Here is a 19,620-nt window from a genome sequence, read left to right as displayed (position 1 = left end):
TTGTTTTCCTGGTTGCTTTTTTTTCCCTACAATCCAAGCTAAAGATAAAATTGAAACAGTTACAACTGCTGCCGTTAACATCCCTATATCCCCCTCTTATTCCTTATAATTACATTGTAACACACTTTTAGAACAGTGCTTACACATGCTTATTCTATCTAGACTTTGTTGCTTTAAAAGTATAATCGGTACAAAAAAGCCCTATTTTTAGGGCTTTTCATTTTAATACATATAAAGCGTACCTCTCTTCATTAGAAAATCCAAGTTTACTAGCTAATACTTTCGATGCTTTATTATTATTATCGCAATCCCAAGCAGGCATAACACTCTTTTCTAAACACTTATTTATAAACTCTTGACCTACTATCTTTCCCAGTCCTTGTCCTCTATAGCTAGGATTAGTCACAATATCGATTTCAGCTATTGTTCCACTATGAAAGATCGACACACATTCGGCGACAATGTTTTCTTTATGGATAACACAAACTCCTAATCCGTTTTTCAGAAAATGACTTTCTGATCCCCAGTAATCCACTATATATGATTCATTAAAATTCTCACTTTTTCTTAAAGCGTCAGAGTTAAAATCTTTTAACTCATAAAGATCGGGAAGGGTATACCTAAAAGGAACTTTTGAAGGAACAAATCTATACTTAGAACGTATCATTTTCTTTAGGTAAGGTTGGAAAGTCTCGTCAAAAAAAGCCTCCCAGTCGGTCGATGGAGTAAAAACAGTAAAACGTTTTTCCTTACCATAAACATTCTCAACGAAGTAACGATAGAGAGAATTATTAAACACTAAGTCATTTCCTTGACCAAATACATAATAGTCGCCTGCACGTATTCTAAGAAATCCTGACGTTGGCTTCATACTATCATTTACGTACACAGATCCTTCAATCACATGATTAACGACAGAAAAAGCAAATGTAGGAGTCTTAAATGACGCTTTCAAAATGTTATGTATCTTATCATAATCTTTTGGTTCTAGACAATACATTTTATCTACTCCTCCTTAATAAAGTATATGTTTATCTAGTTCTTTCTAGTTAACACAAACATGTCATAGGCTATTTAAAAAATTAACTTTCGCTATACTTCTTTAGTAAGTAAATAAGAAGGATGTTGTAACCCCGTGGGTTTATAAAACTCATCATGCGTGTATTTAAACCCTAGTTTATTCAGCAATCTTGCAGAGTCTCTATTTTTTGGGTTATGCCCAGCAAATAAACTGTTTACCTCAAGGTTAGTAAAAGAGTAATCTATGACTGCTTGACTTGCTTCTTGAGCTATTCCCTTTCCCCAATAAGCACGTTTTAAGTGTATGCCAAACTCTAGAGTTTTACCTTGAATATTGTAAGGTCGCACACCGCAGCAACCTACATGTTCGTTCGTTTGGAGTAAAAAAACAGGCCAGTACTGAATGTTATGTTGACGATACATATCTATTTCTCTATCAAGTCTATTTCGTACTTCCTCGACAGACATTTTTCCATTTGCCACAATAAATTTCGTTACGTTTTCATCTCGCCAAAGAGAGTTTGCATATTTAACATCATCACTATGCCAAATGGAAAATCCTAACCTTTTCGTTTTCAAGAAATACTCTCTCATATACGTATCCTCTTCTCTTTTTACGTTTATATATTTGTTAATTAATACCACACAAGATTATTTTACTGTAAACTGAATACTATACTTTTTAGATTTACCAATATCTAATTTATTAAAATATCGTAAATCAACATTTTAATAGGAGGAACTTATGATATCACTTCATAGAAATTTAAAATTGCGTGATTTAGAAATCTTCCATGTATCAAGAAATGGAAGAATTATATCTTATGTAGTTATTGAAGACACTCGAAATCCATTTACAGAAGAAGATAAAAAACTAGATCCGTTATGTTATATGGATGCAGAAGATATTGACGCAATTTTAAACGTTTTTAGGATTTCGATCATTAATGATGAAAAATTAAACGAAGAAGATTCAGACCTTATAACGTCGTTCTTTTCAGATTTTGTTAATAATACAAATTTAACAAACTTTATTATTAAGGAATACATTCAAGAAGATTTGTATGATCATGAAGTTAATCTAAAATTCTTCAATAAAATGTTAAAGAATATAGGTTCAAATTATAGTATTGAAGAACTTGATGAAATCAACTGGATTTATTTATCTCAGGATTAAGACCGTGTACACAAACCACCCTCTTAGGCACACAGCAAAAAAGAGAACCCTTAGGGAAGTAAGAGTTCTGAAAAAGTCACTTTTATAGAATATGCAGCTTTTTATACATCCTTAATTTAGTTGATTTTTCATTAGGAGGACCAATTAAATCGATGAATTAAAAGCGCACCTCTTATTCATATGTTAGAACACATCAAAAGTATTATTTATATTTTAAAATATGTTATAGTTTAATTCCAATAATCGTTCACACTTGAATACGTGTGAATGAACCCTTACAAAAAGCAGCCTCGCTTGCCAATGCCGAGGCTGCTTTTTCTTATTTTCCAAGGACTTTTGTCTTAAAAATGGGTGTATCCCCTGCGAACAAATACTTAGAAATCACATATTATAATATATCTTCTAAGTGAAGGAGGTATGCTATTATAGAAAACTTAGTTAGCTATATTAAAGATTTAGGCTTTCCAATTGCCCTGTCTTTTTACTTACTTGTTCGCATTGAAAGCAAATTAGATCCAATTACAGAGCTGCTTCAAGTTCTTATTGAAAAAAAGGACAAGCAATAAGCAGACTGCTATTTTTATATCCAAAGCGAACTCGTGCCTTCGTTTTCAAGATGCAGTACGTTCACTTCTGTTCCTTTATCATACCCATGCTCTCCGCCTGGAAGAACAATCAAGGCGTTTGCTGCAGCTAATGACGAAATAGCGCCTGACTTGTCCATTCCAACTGGCGTTACAACAAGCCTTCCGCCTTCGTCTGTAATTTCTCCTCGCACCATTCTCGTAAATGCATTAGGCTCTTTAAAACGTCCGTTTAACACCGCTTTTGTTTTATGTAAATGAGGCAGTGGTGAATGTAAAAAGCTGCGAACAATTGGACGAACAAACAGTTCGAACCCGACATAGCAAGCAGATGGGTTTCCTGATAATCCAAACAGCAGCTGTCCGTTTCGTTCTGCGACTGTTGTGACGCTTCCCGGTCGCATCGCAATTTTGTTAAACAGCACATTGGCGCCAAGCTTTTCATAAATAGCCGGTAAATAATCATAGTCGCCAACGGATACTCCGCCGGTTGTCAGTAAAATATCCACTTCTTCAAGCGCTTTTTCTACCGCTTCATAGCAGCGGTCAAAATCATCTTCAAGCTTCCCTAAATATTTCGGAATTCCCCCGCTTCTTACGATTTGTGCAAGTGCCATATAGGAGTTGCTGTTGCGGATTTTCCCTGGTTCTAGCGGCTCGTTCACATCAAGCAGTTCGCTTCCTGTTGTTAACACGCCAACCACTGGCTGCTTCACCACGGCTACATCCGCATAGCCAAACGTAGCTAAAAAAGCGGTGACGCCCGGATTGATGCGCGTTCCTTTTGAAACGAGCACGTCTCCTTTTTTTGTTTCTTCTCCTTTTAATGCAATGTGTTCCCACTTTGAAGCAGGCCGGCTTAACGCCATATACGTTTTGCCTTCTTTTTCATACGACTTCGTTACTTCAAGCATCACAACCGCATCACATGAATGAGGCACTTGTGCTCCTGTCATAATACGCACTGCTTGAAACGGCTTTAGTTCTTCTTCAAAAACAGAGCCAGCGCCGATTTCACCTACAACTTCGAACTCTACAGGATGTTCAATTGAGACTTCTATGCAGTCTTGCGCTCGAACTGCAAAGCCGTCATAAAGCGATTTATTAAAATGAGGCACGTTTTGGTCGGCGACAATATCTTCTCCTAAATAGCGTCCGTAGCTTTCGGTGATCGATACGCGTTCGATGCTGCCTTTTCTTTTATATGTCATGACTTTTTCAATTGCTTCAGGAATTGAAATAGGTGTTCTGCTTTCTAACATACATTCTTCACTTCCTTTATGTCTGTTCACTTTTTGCGCTATGGTGTAAAATCATAGCATATCTCACTATTTCTATCATACAACAAAATTTACTGAAAAAGGATGAAAACACCGATGTCTTCTTTTACACATTTTAATGACCAAGGCCGTGCCAACATGGTCGATATTAGCGAAAAATCTATCACTCGCCGCGCTGCAACCGCTCGTTCAAGCATACTTGTTAACAAAGGAATTCACGAAGCCATTGTAGAACATAAGATCGGAAAAGGCGACGTGCTTGCTGTCGCACAAGTAGCGGGAATCATGGCTGCAAAACGCACGTCTGACATTATTCCGATGTGTCACCCCCTTTTATTAAAAGGCGTAAACCTTTCATTTGACTGGGATACAAGCAATGATCAATACCGTTTATTAATAGAAGCAACTGTTAAAACGGAAGGCTCAACGGGCGTTGAAATGGAAGCTTTAACAGCCGCTTCTGCCTGCGCTCTAACCGTTTATGATATGTGCAAAGCCATTGATAAAGGCATGATTATCGGCGAAACGTATCTGCTTGAAAAATCAGGCGGCAAAAACGGTGACTACAAGCGTACGGAAGCGTAAAGGAGGTACATAATGAGCGTACATGAACATAAATCTAAAGCAACTCAGCCCGTTCGCTGCAAAGTCATTACGGTATCCGACACACGTACAAAAGAAACCGATAAAAGCGGTGCGCTGATGATCCAACTTCTGAAAGAACATGACATGCAAGTCGCTTCCTATGAAATTGTAAAAGACGACCAAACGTCGATTCAACAAGCGATACTTGCCGGATGCAGTGATGAGGACATTGACGTTGTTCTCACAAACGGCGGGACTGGCATTACAAAACGAGACGTTACGATTGAAGCCGTTCAAGCGCTGATTCATAAAGAAATCGTTGGGTTTGGCGAGCTGTTTCGCATGCTGAGCTACACCGAAGACATTGGCAGCGCAGCGATTATGAGCCGGGCAATTGCCGGGACGATTAACGAAAAAGCCGTTTTTTCTACACCAGGATCAAGCGGTGCTGTTCGTCTAGCTATGACCAAACTGATTTTGCCTGAACTTCGCCACGTTGTGTGGGAATTAAACCGCCAGCGCTGACAAAATGCCTATGCGCGTGCATAGGCATTTTTATTAATCATAGTCTTTATGTACCCACTCATCTTCTGGAATGCCTAAATCTTCTCCAGAAAAACGCTCTTCTTTAAACGGATCTCCTCTAAGATGAAAGCCGTTTTGCTCCCAAAAGCCAGGATGATTTTCATCAATAGCTTCAAAGCCTCGAAGCCATTTAACACTTTTCCAAAAGTACAAATGCGGAACAACCAATCGCAGCGGATATCCGTGCTTAGCTGTAAGCGGCTCTCCGTTAAAGGAATGAGCGAGAAGAATATCGGCTCTCAGTAAATCTTTTACTTCAATATTTGACGTATAGTCATTATCTCCGTGCAGCATGATGTATTTACTTTTCAACTCCACGCCAACTGCTTTTAAAAAGTCTGTAAACAGCACGCCCGTAAATTCATTATCAAGTCTTGTCCATCTCGTTACGCAGTGAATATCACATTTCACCGTTGTTTGCGGCATGTTCAATATATCTTGATACGAAAGCGTCACTTCTTTGTCTACCAACCCAAACACGCGAAGCGTCCACTCCTCTAAGTTATACTCCGGCACGTCGCCTTCATGCAAAATAGGAAAGCGCTCTGTCACTACTTGCCCCGGAGGCACTCGTCCTTCATACTTTGGATCAATTTCTGGTGTTTTCATTCGTTTAATACGGTCTGCTTTGTTCAAATAATCACCTCGTTGTTTTTTGTACATAAAAAGCCCTTCCTTAAATAAATAAGGAAGAGCTTTGTTTCAGCTTCTTCCTTATCTCTAAGAGCGATACACTCTTAAGGATTTGGCACCATTCTGTCATAGACAGCGGTTGCCGGGTTTCACAGGGCCAGTCCCTCCACCTCTCTTGATAAGGAAACAAATTGTATTTGTTTTATGTAATAAAGTCAGTATTAAGCTTTTTGTCATAATTGTCAATATTATTTTTCTTTTTCGCCAAAAAACTTTAAAAACAGATAGGGTTATAAGGTTTTAGTCTACTAAAATACCATATAAAGCCTTTACCCTTCTCCATCAATCATCGTATACTTCCTAGCAAAGCGCTTGTAGTAAATTTGCTCATCCTCTTGTCCATCGTTAAAAACAAGTCGGTTATGATCAATATCTTTTTCTTTTAACACATAGCCTTTTTCGTTCATCATATGAATATATTCATCTAAATGTCCTTTTTTCACCATATAGTGAAGAGCATCATCTGAATCCGTAGTCTCTTCTACATCTTGACTTCCCACTTCTAATTTGAATACGGCTTTTGCCGTTTGAATGGGACGGTAGTCTCCAAACATCTTTTCCCAGTTTAGTAGCACCAGCGCGCCGAAGATTATGATACCTCCTCCAGCGGCTACGGTTAGTAAGAATCGTTTTGACACTTCTTTCTCTCCCTTACATTCTTTTTCTTCTATTTAATACAACAGATTGCCCTAAACTTGTTTTGACGCCAAGTCCTAGATACACGACAGCACCTAAAGCAATTGAAATACAAGATGTGCTAATCGCAAGTGAAGATGCAGACAGCTTATTTTCTAAAAAATAGTGAGAAGTATAATTGCCGATAATCACAGCGGCTGACATCACACTTACTAATAAAACAGGTGTCAACGCAGCTTGTCCCAGTGATTGAACTCGGTAAGAAATAGATTTTTCAATTAAATAGAAGTTATATATAACCGATACACCATACCCTCCGTAAGTCGCGACAACCGGTCCAATTTCTTTTAAGCTTGAAACCAACAGTACGTTTAATACTATCTTCACAACAATTCCTAAGCCCAAGCCTAAAATTAGCTTCTTTTGTTGATTAATTCCTTGGAGAATGGCGGCTGTTACGGTAAAAAGAGCAAAAAGAATCGCAGCAGGCGCATACCATTGTAAAACAACTCCACCGATTTCAGGACTGTTTTTCGCTCCAAAAATCATCATATATACCGGCTTACCCAATAAACAAAGCCCTACCGCAGCAGGAAGAGTAAAAAACAACAGCAGCTGCAGCGTTTTTGTAATCTTTCCTTTTACTTCCCGTAAATTTCTTTGCACAAAAGAAGATGTAATGCCCGGAATTAGCGACATGCTGAAGGCAGTCGCTAACGATACCGGCACCATCACCAAAATTTGCGCTAATCCAATGACGGAGTTAATCGTTTCAGCCTTAGCTTGTCCATATCCTATTGATTGAAAAAGCATGTTAATCGTAAACGTATCAATATTTTGATAGATAGGAATAGCTAAACCAACTAATACAAACGGAACAGCGTACGTCACAAGCTCTTTGAACATTAAAGAGAACGGAACGGATTTATTATTCTTTCCGCTGTTCACTTCTTTTATAATCAACCGCTTGCGCTTCAAATAAACCGCTCCAAGAATCCCAATTCCCCCTACGCCTCCAATAAACGCTCCAAACGTACCGATTCCAACAGCTTTTGTCATTGTGCTATGAAAAAGGTGAATAACAGCGTATGCTCCTACTAAAATGAACAACACTCGCACTATTTGTTCAATAATTGTACTTAGCGCGGACGGTCCCATAGACTGGTTACCTTGAAAGTAGCCTCGTAATAGACTCATAGGCGGGATAATAATTAAAGCAAAGCTTACCATTCGGATGACGTACACTACGTCTTTTTGACTATTTCCTGAGGAATCTTTTCCGTTAATAACTAGTTCAGCGAGCCACGGTGCCATCGTATAGAGGACTAAGAAACCTATTATGCCCGTTATCGTCATTAATAGAAGTCCTGCTTTTAACAGATCTTGTCCCGCACGGTAGTTTCCAAGACCGTTATATTTCGATACATACTTAGAAACAGCAAGCGGAAGACCCATTGTCGACAAGCTTAGCATCAATGTATATGGACCGTATGCATACTTATAAAGTGCATAACCTGACGTTCCCACTAAGGCTGTGAAAGGAATAATATAAATAAAGCCTAAAATCTTTGTTAACAAAGAAGACGCTGTTAATAAAAGCGTACCTCTCATCAAATTTTTTTCCATACATCAAAACTCCAGAAATAGATATTATATTTTTAACAAATACTTGATTTATTGTATCATAATTACAATTATTATCCAGTTTTTTATAAAGCATTAGAACCTTCTTCATATTACGTTTTTTTACCTAATAAAGGAATATAAACCACTCTTTTCCCCTATGATAAATGAATCGTTTTCTGCTTTTTGCTTTACCTGACGTTTACATTCTAAAAGACGTGTTACATTATATATATATATCAGTTACCAACTCAACTAAGACTCCTTGACTATTCTGGCCTACCTTCTCTTTTAGGTAGACTGAGGTTGCTAAATCGTTATATATAGGAGGAAAAAATCATGAAAATGAAACAACGACTATCAAAAGCAGCTGCTGCTGCAACGATTACAGGAATTGCTGCGTTTGGATTTGCTCCTGTCGCTCAGTTTGATACACCAGCCCACGCAGCTACATCTCAAGAAGCAAGCAGTCAAAGTCAAACAGCTGTAAAAAATATCAACGAAATTTATAACGCCGCAGTAAAAGGTGAAGTGCCGCGATTAACAGCAGACTTTAAAATTGGCAAAACCCTGCGTCAAGATGTTCGAGATCAGTTTGGTCCTCCACCTGAAGGTTCATCAAATAACTTTGACTACTATCATGCGGAAATGGGTCATCCTGGATACGCATTTGGCTATGACCAAAATAACGTCATCAACGAAATTCGCTATTTTGGTACGAATGTAGAGCGTCAAACAAATCTAGGGTCCATCACGCAAGCTAACTTAAAGAAAGAATTAGGTCAGCCGAACTTTACAAGCAAAGTAAAAGGTGATGGTACGACTCAAACGAAGTACACCTATCACGCCGGCGCCTATGATCTTGAATTTATTTTTGATGATAGCAAAACATTAAATCACGTTAATTTAGTTAAAAAACCTTAAGTAATAGAAAAAGTAGCAGACAGGCTGCTACTTTTTTTCATGAAATAAAACTAAGGCGGAATCGGCTACGTGTTCATACCCAATCTCCATATAAATCTTGTTAGACGTAGGATTTGTCATATCTGTGTATAGGCTTGTTGTTTGAAACCCTTCGTCTAGCATAAGCTGAGAAAGTGTGGACACACAGCTTGAGGCATAGCCTTTTTTACGTTCTTCCCGCGGCGTGTATACAAAGTTAATCGTAATGTTATGAGTCGTTGGACGCGTAGCATTGGCAATCGACACATACTTGCCGTTCACTTCCCATAAAAATAGCCGTTCTGCTTTAATAAAAGCTTCTCCTGTTTTGGCAGCTTGTTCCTTTGATACAGGCTCTCCAATGACGCCCATAAACTCCCAAATCCATTCTGTCACGAGCGGAAGATGCTCCAACCTTGCTTTTACCAGCACTCCGTCCGCTTCCGCAGCTTTTTTTACTTTGTCTAACCGGTAAATGCGCTGATCCATTTTTAAAGAAGCTTTTTGATTTTTTAGCGCTGCTAGTTTTTGAGAAAGATATAAAAGCGTTTGTCTTTCTCCAACTAAGCCAGGTATGTCGATTTCTTGTAACAGCTCCACCGCTTGGCTTAGTTCACCCTCCGTTAGCTTCTGTATTTGAGACAGGATGATTTGCTTAGGATGGGTTTGCAGTAACACAAGCGCAGCACGGCGGTCTTTTAAAATAACACCCATAAAATTTGGTTTGCTGCTTTCATTTAAGCTGTGTAAAATGCCGAGCGCTAAGTTATGAAGAACTTCATTCTTTGATAAAAGCGGCTCTACTTGGTTTTTAAATTCCTGCACTTCTCTATATCTATGTAACTGGATCATTTTCTTTCTACCTCCGCAAATGCTCTTACCGGAAACGTTCCGGCTCCTTTTATTTTAGGAGGCACGGCGTAAAATAAAAAGGACCCCGTTAGTTGATCTAAGTGACATAAGTGTTCAGCAATTACAATGTCCGCTCCTAACAGCAGCGTATGAGCTGGTCTTGCTTTTCCTTTTGTATCGTCAATATTCATCGAATCAATTCCAACAAGAGCCGGCTGTTGAGACACTAAATAAGCTGCCGCGCTTTCCGTTAAGTATGGATGGTTTTCTAAATAATCATCTGTATTCCAGTAGCGATCCCATCCCGTGTGAATTAATACTGCTTTGCCTTTTACGTCTATATGTTGAAAGTGAGATTCATCAATAGCCGTTAAAGTCGGATCGACTGAAACGACTATTCCTTCCAGTCCGGCTGTTTTATCAATAGCCGTTTGAGCTAAATCAGTTCCGTCTTTGTATCTATGAAACGGCACGTCAATATATGTACCTGTATTCGTGATCATTTCAACTTTACCGATTTGAAATTCAGTCCCTGGTTCATAAAGCTTTCTAGACTCTTCTCGGCTTAAATAGTCGCAAATGATCGGTGCTGGCAAGCCTTTATGTGTGATAACTCCGTCTTCAATGATGTGGCTTAGATCAATATACGTTCTTTTCTTCATACCTTCACCGGCTTTTTCAATATTCAGTAAAAATATTCTAACATAAAAAAGCTCTTCCTAGTTTCCTAGAAAGAGCTTTTTTTAGAGAACGTTACTAACTTGATAAACACACATCGTACGTATGCTTTGTGTAAACAAACCCTTCAAAAATAAGGCGGGCTGTACGCACTACTTTGATTCCTTTAACCTGTCCATCCTTTGCATCCACGCTGGTTTCCATAATTCCCATCGGATGAGCAAGTCGAACAGTATCGCCTTTTAGTTGAACCATTTCTGACAGAAGCGTGCCTTTTGTATAAATAGCTGCTGTCGTACAAATCGCTCCTGTAATCGCAAGCGTTTGATGCGGTTTTTGCATCGACATCATGCGAATTAATACGTCCATTTGAGAAGCAGATTTTTCTCTTCCAGTTCCGTCACGGTGGTCCATTGGAGGAGAAATAATAGTCATTTTCGGAACAGCTGGTGATAGTTTAGTTGCTTTGTCTCGAGGTGCAAGCCCCGCTTTTTCCGCTGCAATGGAGCGAATTTCTTCAAATAGCTTCAGCTGTTTTTCCGTGTATTCATGCGGAAGTTCTGTTCCCTTTAGGCCAATATCCGCTGCTTTCACAAATACAAGCGGATTTCCTACATCAACAATTGATGCTTTTACTGTCCCGATGGATGTTTGCAGAAGATCAATAGCGTTCCCGGTCGGAAGCAGTTTTCCGGTAACGGCTCCTTCTCCGTTTTCAAACGAAAGATAAATGGGTGAACCCGTACCTGGCACTCCAGGAATCATACACGATCCTTCTGTTTTCACTTTCCCGTTTTCTACTTCTACTTCCGCTACGATTACTTTTTTGGTATTTGTATTATAGATCCGCACTTTAGTCACGGGTTCCACAGCTTGTACAAGTCCTTGTTCAATTGCATAAGGTCCGACTGCTGAGGAGATATTGCCGCAGTTTCCTTTAAAATCAACGAGGGATTCGCTGATGCTGACCTGCGCAAACGTGTAATCTACGTCAGCTTTCTCTAAATCTGATTTTTTAATAATCGCGATTTTACTCGTCAGCGAATTGGCTCCGCCCAGCCCGTCAATTTGACGTTGATCCGGACTTCCCATTATATCTAGCAAAAACGGTTCCCAATCCGATTTGTTTACAGGCATTTCTTCATGATTAATAAAGACCCCTTTACTCGTTCCACCTCTCATAACCGTTACAGGAATACGCGTCATCTTAATCACCTTTCTCCCCTACTAACAAACGCCGAGGCGTTCATCAAACCATTTTATTTTTTTACTATTTAGAACCGGTTCATTTGCCATTTATCGTATAATAGAGGTGGTCATAAGTAAAATACATAAAATTTATTGTCTTTTTAAAAATTTTTTTATAATCTAAATACAAGGGGGAATTAGGATGGATCAAAAAGATTGGATATTAATTAAAACGCTTCATGAAGAAAAGAACATTACGCGAACGGCTGAAAGACTCTACGTATCGCAGCCTTCTTTAAGCTACCGCCTTAAAAATCTTGAAGAAGAATTTGGCGTGACGCTTTTTTTCAAAACGAAAAAAGGAATTGAGTTTACATCTGAAGGTGAGCATCTCGTTCGCTATGCGGAAAATATGTGGAAGCAGCTGCAGGAAACAAAAGACAGCATGCGTAATATGAGCGAAACCGTTACGGGCACGCTTCGCTTAGGAGTATCGAGTAACTTTGCACAGCATAAACTCCCAAAGATTTTAAAACAATTTTCTCTTCACTACCCAAATGTACAGTTCAGCGTCAATACGGGCTGGAGTACGCAAGTTATGAACCTATTAGACTCTTCGCGTGTGCACGTTGGTATTTTACGAGGCAATTACCCGTGGAACGGAGAAAAATCACTGCTGACGAAAGAACGGCTCTGCTTAATTTCGAAAAAAGAGATTGCGATCAATGACTTGCCGAACTTGCCTTATATTAACTATAAAACCGATACGTCGCTAAAAGATCTCATTCAAGACTGGTGGCATGACAAGTTTTCAGAGCCTCCGTTTGTGGCAATGGAAGTTGACCGGCAAGAAACGGCCAAAGAAATGGTCAAAAATGATTTAGGCTTTGCAATTTTACCTGAAATTTGCCTTCACTCCAGCGACAACTTATATACATACGGACTTTCGTACCGAGATGAATCACCTTTGCTTCGAAACACGTGGCTCATGTATGATCCTTCTTACTTGAATTTATCGGTCGTGAAAGCATTTATTGACTTTTTAAAGCTAAGTGAAAAATAAACCAAAAGCTAAAAAGTTTGCGTCTTGGAAGAACCTCCCTTTTGGACCAAGCTTTTTTCTAGACTACTATTATAAAAATTTTTTATGAACTTTCTAAAAAAACCTATATTTCCTTTATTTTTAAAAATGTACTAACATGAAAACAAGAAACATCAGCGGGAGTAAAGAGCGGCTTTAAAAATTCTTAATAATCAAACTACGACTCATACATGGGGATGAGAGATGTTAGTCACGTTTTTTTACTCTAAAAGAAAACGCTTTCAGAGAAAAGAGGGAAAATAAAGGAGGTTGTTTGAATGCTAGCACTACTAGGTTTTACAATGATTATTGTCTTTACGTATCTCATTATGTCAAAAAGGATGTCTCCTATCGTAGCTTTAATGGTCATTCCACTTCTTTTTGCCGTGATTGGAGGGTTTGGCAAAGGCGTCGGAGACATGATGCTAGAAGGATTAAAACAAGTAGCTCCGTCAGCTGCGATGCTGCTGTTCGCCATCTTATATTTCGGGGTTATGATTGATGCCGGCCTGTTTGATCCATTAATTAAGCAGCTGTTAAAAATCGTAAAAGGCGATCCGCTTAAAATCGTCATCGGAACCGCTCTTCTATCGCTTTTAGTTGCACTAGACGGAGACGGCACAACCACTTATATGATTACGGTTTCTGCTCTTCTTCCACTTTATAAACGCCTGAATATGAGTCCGTTAGTGTTAACGACGGTTGCGATGCTTTCTCTTAGTATTATGAGCAGCATGACGCCTTGGGGAGGACCGGCTACTCGTGCGATTGTTGCCCTTCATCTCGATGCATCAGATTTCTTTATTCCACTTCTTCCCACGTTAATTGGCGGAGCTTTGTGGGTGATTTTTACGGGCTATATTCTTGGAAAAAAAGAGCGCAGACGACTTGGTGCTATTGACATCGAGCAGTTTGAATTAAAAAGCTCGCTTGCTTTTGCTGAAGACGCGTCTTTGACTTCTCAAGAAGATATTACACAGCCTAAAAAAATCTGGATTAACTTAGCTTTAACCATTGCACTTATGGTCGTATTAGTTTCTGGTATTTGGTCCGTTTCTGTTTTATTTATGATTGGTTTTGCGCTTGCTCTTATGATTAACTATCCAAAACTTGAGGATCAAAAAGAACGTTTAATGGCTCATGCAGGCAACGCACTAACCGTTGCAGCCCTTGTTTTTGCAGCCGGTATTTTTACAGGAATACTATCCGGCACTAAAATGGTTGACGAAATGGCAAGCCTGTTAATTCATTTAGTTCCTGATTCACTCGGTTCGTTTTTACCGACAATCGTTGCTTTAACAAGCATGCCGTTTACATTTGTGATGAGTAACGACGCTTATTACTTCGGTGTTTTACCAATATTCGCTGAAACAGCGGCTTCTTACGGAATTGATCCGATGGAAATCGCGCGAGCTTCAGTACTCGGACAACCTGTTCATCTGTTAAGTCCACTCGTTGCGTCTACTTTCTTACTTGTAGGTATGGTAGGTGTTGATCTTGGTGAACATCAGCGCTTTGCATTTAAATGGGCCGTTTTAACGTCTCTTGTTCTGATTGTCCTTGCTATTGTCACAGGCGCACTTACACTATTTTAATAGGAATAAAAGCCGTTATGGCTTTTTATTAATAAATTGATAAATGATGGGTGGAGGTACTTCTAAAATGTATGTAATTACGTGTTATGTCAGAAAAGGTGAGATGAGAATGTACGAGTTTGATAGCAAAGAAGAAGCCCTTTCTCAGCTCAAAAACCTGAAAGGCTGCACCATTCTTTCAGAAGTTGTTTACTTTAATGATTCATCGGTTATTCCGGTAGCCATTTAATTATGCACCACTCAACCCTATAGGTACAAACTTGATAAGCTTCCTTTCGCTCAAAAGGAAGCTTCTTTTTTATGTTCTTCTCAAGCTCCGGCCCACTTTTCTCTCATCAACGTTTTGTTACGTCTGGTTCGTTTTGTTTCCTTGCTTCAATCATATCAATAATTTGATTTGTATGTGGAGTTAGCACTGAGCATTTTTGATAGAAGGCTCCGTCTACAACAAGCAGCTCTTCATCCATCCCGCAAAACTTGCAGCGGAGCTCTTGTGGTCCTGCGTAGGATGTGTGATAGACACTATCGTTAAAGATGGTGTAAAAAGTATCTCTTTGCTGGGTATCGTAAAAGCTATATTGCTGGTTAGCGTCATCCCGGTAGTTAACTCCATAGTTCCGGTCGAATTCTTCTTGAGTAAATCTATCCTGTAAAAGTTCATTTTGTACTAGTTCTCTTAAACAGCACTCTATTTCTTCATAGTTAAATGAACAATTGTGTACGTAAACATTTAGTTCTTCAGTGCTGTTCTCTTTTACCATCACTTCACTGCCGCAAATCTTACAGGGGTGTTTGGGACGCTGTTGATCAAAGTAAGAGAGCGTTTGTACTTTTTCCACTTCTATTTCATCGTTCGTCTTTTTGAATTTGATTTTTACATTTTCCGTTTGACTGACGCTTTCGTTATACAACAGCACTTCGTATTCATCTATATTCTTTCCATTTTCTTTTCGACTCAAATGCTCCATTACTTCATACGAAGAAATAGTAAAAAACTCTTTAAAATTCACCACTAACATGCATCCTTCCAAAAAATTTACGTTCTCTATGTACCTGCTCTATACTACCATTTTTTCAAAGGCTCGCACCACTAAACGAACTTGTTTTAGATTCGTGCATGTATAGCAGTTCATTATAACTCCCAAATATCCGATCGCTATTTTACATTCACATCAAATAAATAAGTTGCCTTTCCATGAGGCCATTTCCCAGATACTTCATAAAGATAGTAACCACTCTTTGAAGACACTTCAATATAATTATTTTTTATCGTAATTTTTTCTTTTTGATTGTTTTGATTTAGTTGATAGACGGTAAGTTTTGGATTGTTTTTTAGTAGAATTTTAACTTTGGTATCTTTCTCTAGCGTAAGGTCATCAAATTCTTTAGCAACCTCTTTTGGTGAGTAAGAATCCGTTTTGGTTATGTGCGCACCATCGTCACCGTTCCATTCATATTCTCCTACTCGCATTTCATACTCTTTGTCATTAACCACAATGCTTCCTGACACTGGAACTTGTTCATCATTAGGTGTGGATACATTTACCTTTTCTTGGTTGCAACCAACTAGTAAGAAAAATAATAGCGCCGTACCAGCTACTTTATTCATACTTCCCCTCCTCTTGTTTTTCATCATAAATACACAATACCAAAAATAACCATAAGAGAAAATATTAAAAAATCTTCACAATTATGATTTACACTACCCCTTTTACAAGGAGGATTTCATGAATACGTATATAATCATCAGCATTGGCGTTGTTGCCAGCGCATTTTTATTTCGGAAATATCGAAAGCAAGTCGTTGAAATATATACAATCAGTGAATTTATTCACGCTAAAAACGGCGCGGTCGCTACAAGCTCCACGTGGCTTGAAAAGTTTTTTAAAGAACCTTACGCTACCGGACCAAACTATGAAAAAACAGAGGATGACGTTAGCGAGGATGGAGATGGGGATGGGGATGGCGGAGAATAACTAAAACAAAAAAGAGATTGTGATATAACTACATCAACCCCATCTAAAGATCAACAGATTGGATACATGAGGTGGACTGCTTATTATACCGCTGTTGATTTCCGTGCAAGGCTTCGCTTTCCGCGGGCGGCCGCTGAGCCTCCTCGTCGCTTCCGCTCCTGCGGGGTCTCACCTATTCCGCTTCTCCCGCAGGAGTCTCCGCCTTGCCCTCCAATCAACAGCTAGAAGCATCTAAATGGATGACACCTACGCTCATCTTACCAATAAAAAATCCGAACGAAGTTGATTCTCCATCAAGAATCTTCACCGTTCGGATCACCCTTCAGTTAGAACACTTTTGTCCCAGCCTATTTCTTATTAATCATCGCTGCCTAAAATACCAAAAAAGCGAAGCAAGTTGATGAATAGATTAATAAAGTCTAAATAAAGAGATAGTGCCAGCAGTGGAACAAGCTCTTCTGTAATTTCACCGTGCTTCATTTTATTGAAATCATACAGCACGTAAAGTGAGAAAACGATGGTACCAATCACTGAGAATGCCATGAGTCCAGGCGTTGTTAAGGGACTAAACAGCGAGAAAATGCTGATACAGACTAGTGCTAACAGCGCCACTAATAGGAAGCTGCCTAAAAACCCTAGATCTTTTTTTGTTTTTGCGCCAATTACACCCATCACCGTAAAAATAACAAACGTGCTTCCAAACGCATAAAGAACGACTTGCGCCCCCGCTACTGATGCATAGTAGCTGACAATCGGAAACAGCGTGATGCCTGATATAAATGAAAAAGCATATGTAAAGCCATATCCTACGCTTTTTTTCTTTCGTAACATAAATGCGGCAACCAGCATCACAATTTCAGCAATCGCTAACGGAAGGAAATAAGCCGGCGGCACATATTGACCTACATATAAGCCAACTGTTGAAATAAATAACGAAAAAATAAATGTTACTAATACTTTTTGAAACAGAGACCGCTGCTCTACTCCAATCACTTCTTGCATGTGTAAAACCTTCTTTCTAAAATCTGTTATATTTTATATAATACCTACCTTTTAAAGAAAAATAAAGATAATACTAAGGTCTTTTTTCTTATTTTTATAGACAAAAAAGCATAGACGCTGCAGCCTATGCTTCTTTGTCACCACTTTATTTTGGCAAGAGAATACCGTCAATAATTCCATACTCCTTTGCTTCTTCAGCACTCATAAAATAATCTCGTTCCGTATCGTTTGCCACTTTTTCAACCGGCTGTCCCGTTCGTGTTGATATGATTTCATTAATATGCTGCTTCAATTTTAAAATCCGCCGAGCGCTAATTTCAATTTCAGTCGCCTGCCCTCTAGCCCCTCCTAGCGGCTGATGAATCATAACTTCACTGTTCGGAAGTGCGTAGCGCTTTCCTTTTGCTCCTGCTAGGAGAAGCAGTGCGCCAAAAGAAGCGGCCATGCCCGTGCAAATCGTTTGAACATCCGGCTCGATGTACTGCATGGTATCATAAATCGCAAACCCTGCTGAAGTGGAACCTCCGGGGCTGTTAATATAAAGTGAAATATCTTTTTTAGGATCATCTGCCGCAAGAAACAGCAGCTGCGCGACCACGCTGTTGGCAATATGATCATTGATTTCATCACCAATTAAAATAATTCGATCTTTTAACAGCCTCGAATAAATATCATACGAACGTTCACCGCGGTTACTTTGTTCAATTACATATGGAATCGTACTCATATATATCCTCCTTATCACACGTAATACGGCTATGCAGCCATGCAGAGAGTGCACGTCGGAGTATACGTTGGTTTTTGAATGACGCTTTTTAAGGAAGGCAAAGCCCGAATCAAAAGTGCTGGGTCCTGCGCTTCTAACGTTTTATAAAACAGTTCTGACAGCTCTTTACGCTCTTTTTCATCCCAAAAAGAATCTGTAGAAAACGGCTCACCGCCTTTTTCTAACCGCTGCTTAGCACGATGTAAATTGCTTTTCACCGCTGTTTCTGACGTTTGTAAAATCAACGCTATTTCTTTTAGCTGATAGTGAAAGCCTTCTTTTAAGAAAAAGATAACCGCTTGCTTTGGCGTAAACTGACTAAGGAGCAGCTCGACCGAGTATCCTTTCATATCAAACGCCTGCTTGCCGTCTTGTTGGTCCAAAACTTCTTCTGCGGCTATTACTTCACGCTTTCGTTTTCTCAGCAGATCAATCCAGTGGTGATACGCAATTTTATTTAACAGCGCGGAAGATAGCTTGTGCTCTTCACCTTTATATCGCTGAGCTTTTAAAAACGTTTCTTGGGCAATATCGTCTCCGTCCCACGCATTTTGCGTTAAAAAACGGCAGTACTGCTGCAATTTTGGGTAATGCTCGTTCCAGCAGGCATCGTTAAAGCTTTCTGTTTGTGTTTCAATTTTTTTTGAATGTGACATGATTTTCACTCCTTTTGCACTCTCTATTTACTAAACGATTAAAGGAAGTTCAAAAGATACGGGGAATCAAACTTTTTTACACATTATACGCTTAAGCAGCCGTTTTTTTGTATTATAATGAAGATACTTTTATCTGAGGAGTCTAAAATTATATGCGAAGAAGACGATTATATGGCAAGAAGAAAACGAAAAAACTTCACTATAAAGACTTAACCTGTGAACACCCTCAGCCCGCTTTGCCTATGAGCTATACAAGTGAAGCTCCTTTTTACTATTATGACGCGTCAGACGATGAAAGACAAAACGACTTTGAACTATATTCAGAGATTTGTATCATGAATCAAGAACATTTTTTCGTAAGAGGCTGTGTTGAAATTCCTGTTCTTAATGAAGAAGAATTTTTCACTTGGAACATATGGGTTTCTTTAAGCGAAGAAAATTTTCATCGAATGATCGATTTATGGGAAAGTGACAAAAGAGAAAATGAACCGCCTTATTTCGGATGGTTTTCAGTTTCAATTCCAGGCTATCCCGAAACGTTAAATTTGAAAACAAATGTGCATACAAGACCTGTTGGAACAAGACCGCTCATCGAGTTAGAGCCAACCGATCATCCTTTAGCCGTCGAGCAGCGGGAAGGGATAACGCTAGAGCGAATCAAAGACATACAAAAACAATTGGCTACCTATTAAAAAACCAAG

Annotated in this window: 24 protein-coding genes and 1 riboswitch; of the genes, 9 read left to right on the top strand and 15 right to left on the bottom strand. The window is 39.1% G+C overall.

Features of this window, described 5'->3' with window-relative positions; all coding sequences use genetic code 11:
* Nucleotides 1–217: 217 nt before the first annotated feature.
* Both MMB69_RS05630 and MMB69_RS05625 read right to left on the bottom strand, forming a co-directional pair.
* Complete coding sequence (locus MMB69_RS05630) at nt 218–1,000, bottom strand: GNAT family N-acetyltransferase (protein WP_221781043.1); 783 nt, start codon at nt 998–1,000, stop codon at nt 218–220.
* 92 nt (nt 1,001–1,092) lie between these two features.
* Entirely contained in the window at nt 1,093–1,614 is a 522-nt protein-coding gene (locus MMB69_RS05625; RefSeq protein ID WP_221783798.1) for a GNAT family N-acetyltransferase, read from the bottom strand.
* A 151-nt stretch (nt 1,615–1,765) separates the two neighbouring features.
* Between MMB69_RS05625 and MMB69_RS05620 the strand changes: the two genes are divergently transcribed.
* Both MMB69_RS05620 and MMB69_RS05615 read left to right on the top strand, forming a co-directional pair.
* Nucleotides 1,766–2,197, top strand: coding sequence for a terpene synthase (locus tag MMB69_RS05620; RefSeq protein WP_221783796.1), 432 nt, complete (start codon nt 1,766–1,768; stop codon nt 2,195–2,197).
* Nucleotides 2,198–2,619: 422 nt separating this feature from the next.
* Nucleotides 2,620–2,763, top strand: a complete 144-nt coding sequence (locus MMB69_RS05615) for a YvrJ family protein (protein WP_308124326.1) — start codon at nt 2,620–2,622, stop codon at nt 2,761–2,763.
* Between the two features lie 14 nt (nt 2,764–2,777).
* Here MMB69_RS05615 and MMB69_RS05610 read toward each other — a convergent pair whose 3' ends face one another.
* Nucleotides 2,778–4,043 carry a molybdopterin molybdotransferase MoeA gene (locus tag MMB69_RS05610; protein ID WP_221783794.1) on the bottom strand — a complete coding sequence of 422 codons (1,266 nt, stop codon included), beginning with the start codon at nt 4,041–4,043 and terminating at the stop codon, nt 2,778–2,780.
* A gap of 114 nt (nt 4,044–4,157) precedes the next feature.
* Here MMB69_RS05610 and moaC point away from each other — a divergent pair, with 114 nt between their 5' ends.
* Both moaC and MMB69_RS05600 read left to right on the top strand, forming a co-directional pair.
* The gene (moaC, locus tag MMB69_RS05605; RefSeq protein WP_221783792.1) at nt 4,158–4,646 is read left to right on the top strand and encodes a cyclic pyranopterin monophosphate synthase MoaC; all 489 of its coding nucleotides are present in this window, start codon (nt 4,158–4,160) and stop codon (nt 4,644–4,646) included.
* Between the two features lie 12 nt (nt 4,647–4,658).
* Nucleotides 4,659–5,171: a MogA/MoaB family molybdenum cofactor biosynthesis protein gene (locus tag MMB69_RS05600; RefSeq protein ID WP_221783790.1), complete on the top strand. Its 513-nt coding sequence runs from the start codon at nt 4,659–4,661 to the stop codon at nt 5,169–5,171.
* A 33-nt stretch (nt 5,172–5,204) separates the two neighbouring features.
* Here the strand turns inward: MMB69_RS05600 and MMB69_RS05595 are convergent, their stop codons facing one another.
* The 3 genes from MMB69_RS05595 to MMB69_RS05585 form a co-directional block, all read right to left on the bottom strand.
* A complete protein-coding gene (locus tag MMB69_RS05595) occupies nt 5,205–5,867 on the bottom strand; it encodes a sulfite oxidase-like oxidoreductase (protein WP_221783837.1) in 663 nt (220 codons plus the stop codon).
* 75 nt (nt 5,868–5,942) lie between these two features.
* A riboswitch (SAM riboswitch) is annotated at nt 5,943–6,049 on the bottom strand.
* Between the two features lie 144 nt (nt 6,050–6,193).
* A complete protein-coding gene (locus tag MMB69_RS05590) occupies nt 6,194–6,562 on the bottom strand; it encodes a hypothetical protein (RefSeq protein WP_221783788.1) in 369 nt (122 codons plus the stop codon).
* 13 nt (nt 6,563–6,575) lie between these two features.
* Complete coding sequence (locus MMB69_RS05585) at nt 6,576–8,186, bottom strand: putative polysaccharide biosynthesis protein (RefSeq protein ID WP_277447303.1); 1,611 nt, start codon at nt 8,184–8,186, stop codon at nt 6,576–6,578.
* Between the two features lie 336 nt (nt 8,187–8,522).
* Here MMB69_RS05585 and MMB69_RS05580 point away from each other — a divergent pair, with 336 nt between their 5' ends.
* Nucleotides 8,523–9,107, top strand: coding sequence for a YjgB family protein (locus MMB69_RS05580; RefSeq protein WP_221783784.1), 585 nt, complete (start codon nt 8,523–8,525; stop codon nt 9,105–9,107).
* Nucleotides 9,108–9,134: 27 nt separating this feature from the next.
* Here the strand turns inward: MMB69_RS05580 and MMB69_RS05575 are convergent, their stop codons facing one another.
* The 3 genes from MMB69_RS05575 to MMB69_RS05565 all read right to left on the bottom strand — a co-directional run bounded on the left by MMB69_RS05575 (nt 9,135) and on the right by MMB69_RS05565 (nt 11,861).
* Nucleotides 9,135–9,977, bottom strand: coding sequence for a GNAT family N-acetyltransferase (locus tag MMB69_RS05575; protein ID WP_277447302.1), 843 nt, complete (start codon nt 9,975–9,977; stop codon nt 9,135–9,137).
* Entirely contained in the window at nt 9,974–10,639 is a 666-nt protein-coding gene (locus MMB69_RS05570; protein WP_277447301.1) for a cyclase family protein, read from the bottom strand. The genes MMB69_RS05575 and MMB69_RS05570 overlap by 4 nt, the downstream gene beginning before the upstream one ends.
* A 94-nt stretch (nt 10,640–10,733) precedes the next feature.
* Nucleotides 10,734–11,861, bottom strand: coding sequence for a 2-methylaconitate cis-trans isomerase PrpF family protein (locus MMB69_RS05565; protein WP_264409265.1), 1,128 nt, complete (start codon nt 11,859–11,861; stop codon nt 10,734–10,736).
* A 184-nt stretch (nt 11,862–12,045) separates the two neighbouring features.
* Between MMB69_RS05565 and MMB69_RS05560 the strand changes: the two genes are divergently transcribed.
* Nucleotides 12,046–12,906, top strand: coding sequence for a LysR family transcriptional regulator (locus MMB69_RS05560; RefSeq protein ID WP_221783778.1), 861 nt, complete (start codon nt 12,046–12,048; stop codon nt 12,904–12,906).
* 296 nt (nt 12,907–13,202) lie between these two features.
* Complete coding sequence (locus MMB69_RS05555; RefSeq protein ID WP_277447300.1) at nt 13,203–14,519, top strand: CitMHS family transporter; 1,317 nt, start codon at nt 13,203–13,205, stop codon at nt 14,517–14,519.
* Between the two features lie 335 nt (nt 14,520–14,854).
* Here MMB69_RS05555 and MMB69_RS05550 read toward each other — a convergent pair whose 3' ends face one another.
* Nucleotides 14,855–15,532 carry a hypothetical protein gene (locus MMB69_RS05550; RefSeq protein WP_277447299.1) on the bottom strand — a complete coding sequence of 226 codons (678 nt, stop codon included), beginning with the start codon at nt 15,530–15,532 and terminating at the stop codon, nt 14,855–14,857.
* Nucleotides 15,533–15,675: 143 nt separating this feature from the next.
* Entirely contained in the window at nt 15,676–16,128 is a 453-nt protein-coding gene (locus MMB69_RS05545) for a hypothetical protein (RefSeq protein ID WP_264408430.1), read from the bottom strand.
* Nucleotides 16,129–16,246: 118 nt separating this feature from the next.
* On the opposite strand from MMB69_RS05545, the gene MMB69_RS05540 reads away from it, so the two are divergent.
* Complete coding sequence (locus MMB69_RS05540) at nt 16,247–16,495, top strand: hypothetical protein (RefSeq protein ID WP_277447298.1); 249 nt, start codon at nt 16,247–16,249, stop codon at nt 16,493–16,495.
* A gap of 83 nt (nt 16,496–16,578) precedes the next feature.
* Here the strand turns inward: MMB69_RS05540 and MMB69_RS05535 are convergent, their stop codons facing one another.
* From MMB69_RS05535 to MMB69_RS05520, 4 genes are all read right to left on the bottom strand, one after another.
* A complete protein-coding gene (locus tag MMB69_RS05535) occupies nt 16,579–16,713 on the bottom strand; it encodes a hypothetical protein (protein WP_255256922.1) in 135 nt (44 codons plus the stop codon).
* 139 nt (nt 16,714–16,852) lie between these two features.
* Entirely contained in the window at nt 16,853–17,497 is a 645-nt protein-coding gene (locus MMB69_RS05530) for a Bax inhibitor-1/YccA family protein (RefSeq protein WP_014458757.1), read from the bottom strand.
* A 145-nt stretch (nt 17,498–17,642) separates the two neighbouring features.
* On the bottom strand, nt 17,643–18,224 hold the full coding sequence (clpP, locus tag MMB69_RS05525) for an ATP-dependent Clp endopeptidase proteolytic subunit ClpP (protein ID WP_221783772.1): 582 nt from the start codon (nt 18,222–18,224) through the stop codon (nt 17,643–17,645).
* A 29-nt stretch (nt 18,225–18,253) separates the two neighbouring features.
* On the bottom strand, nt 18,254–18,919 hold the full coding sequence (locus MMB69_RS05520; RefSeq protein WP_277447297.1) for a sigma-70 family RNA polymerase sigma factor: 666 nt from the start codon (nt 18,917–18,919) through the stop codon (nt 18,254–18,256).
* Nucleotides 18,920–19,071: 152 nt separating this feature from the next.
* Here MMB69_RS05520 and MMB69_RS05515 point away from each other — a divergent pair, with 152 nt between their 5' ends.
* Nucleotides 19,072–19,611 (top strand): DUF2199 domain-containing protein, encoded by a 540-nt coding sequence (locus tag MMB69_RS05515; protein WP_264408433.1) that lies wholly within the window; start codon nt 19,072–19,074, stop codon nt 19,609–19,611.
* Nucleotides 19,612–19,620: the final 9 nt, after the last annotated feature.

It is taken from the genome of Priestia sp. P5 (genome assembly GCF_029522155.1).
In the GTDB taxonomy this organism is placed as follows: domain Bacteria; phylum Bacillota; class Bacilli; order Bacillales; family Bacillaceae_H; genus Priestia; species Priestia megaterium_E.
This window is presented reverse-complemented; position numbering and strand designations above follow the sequence as displayed.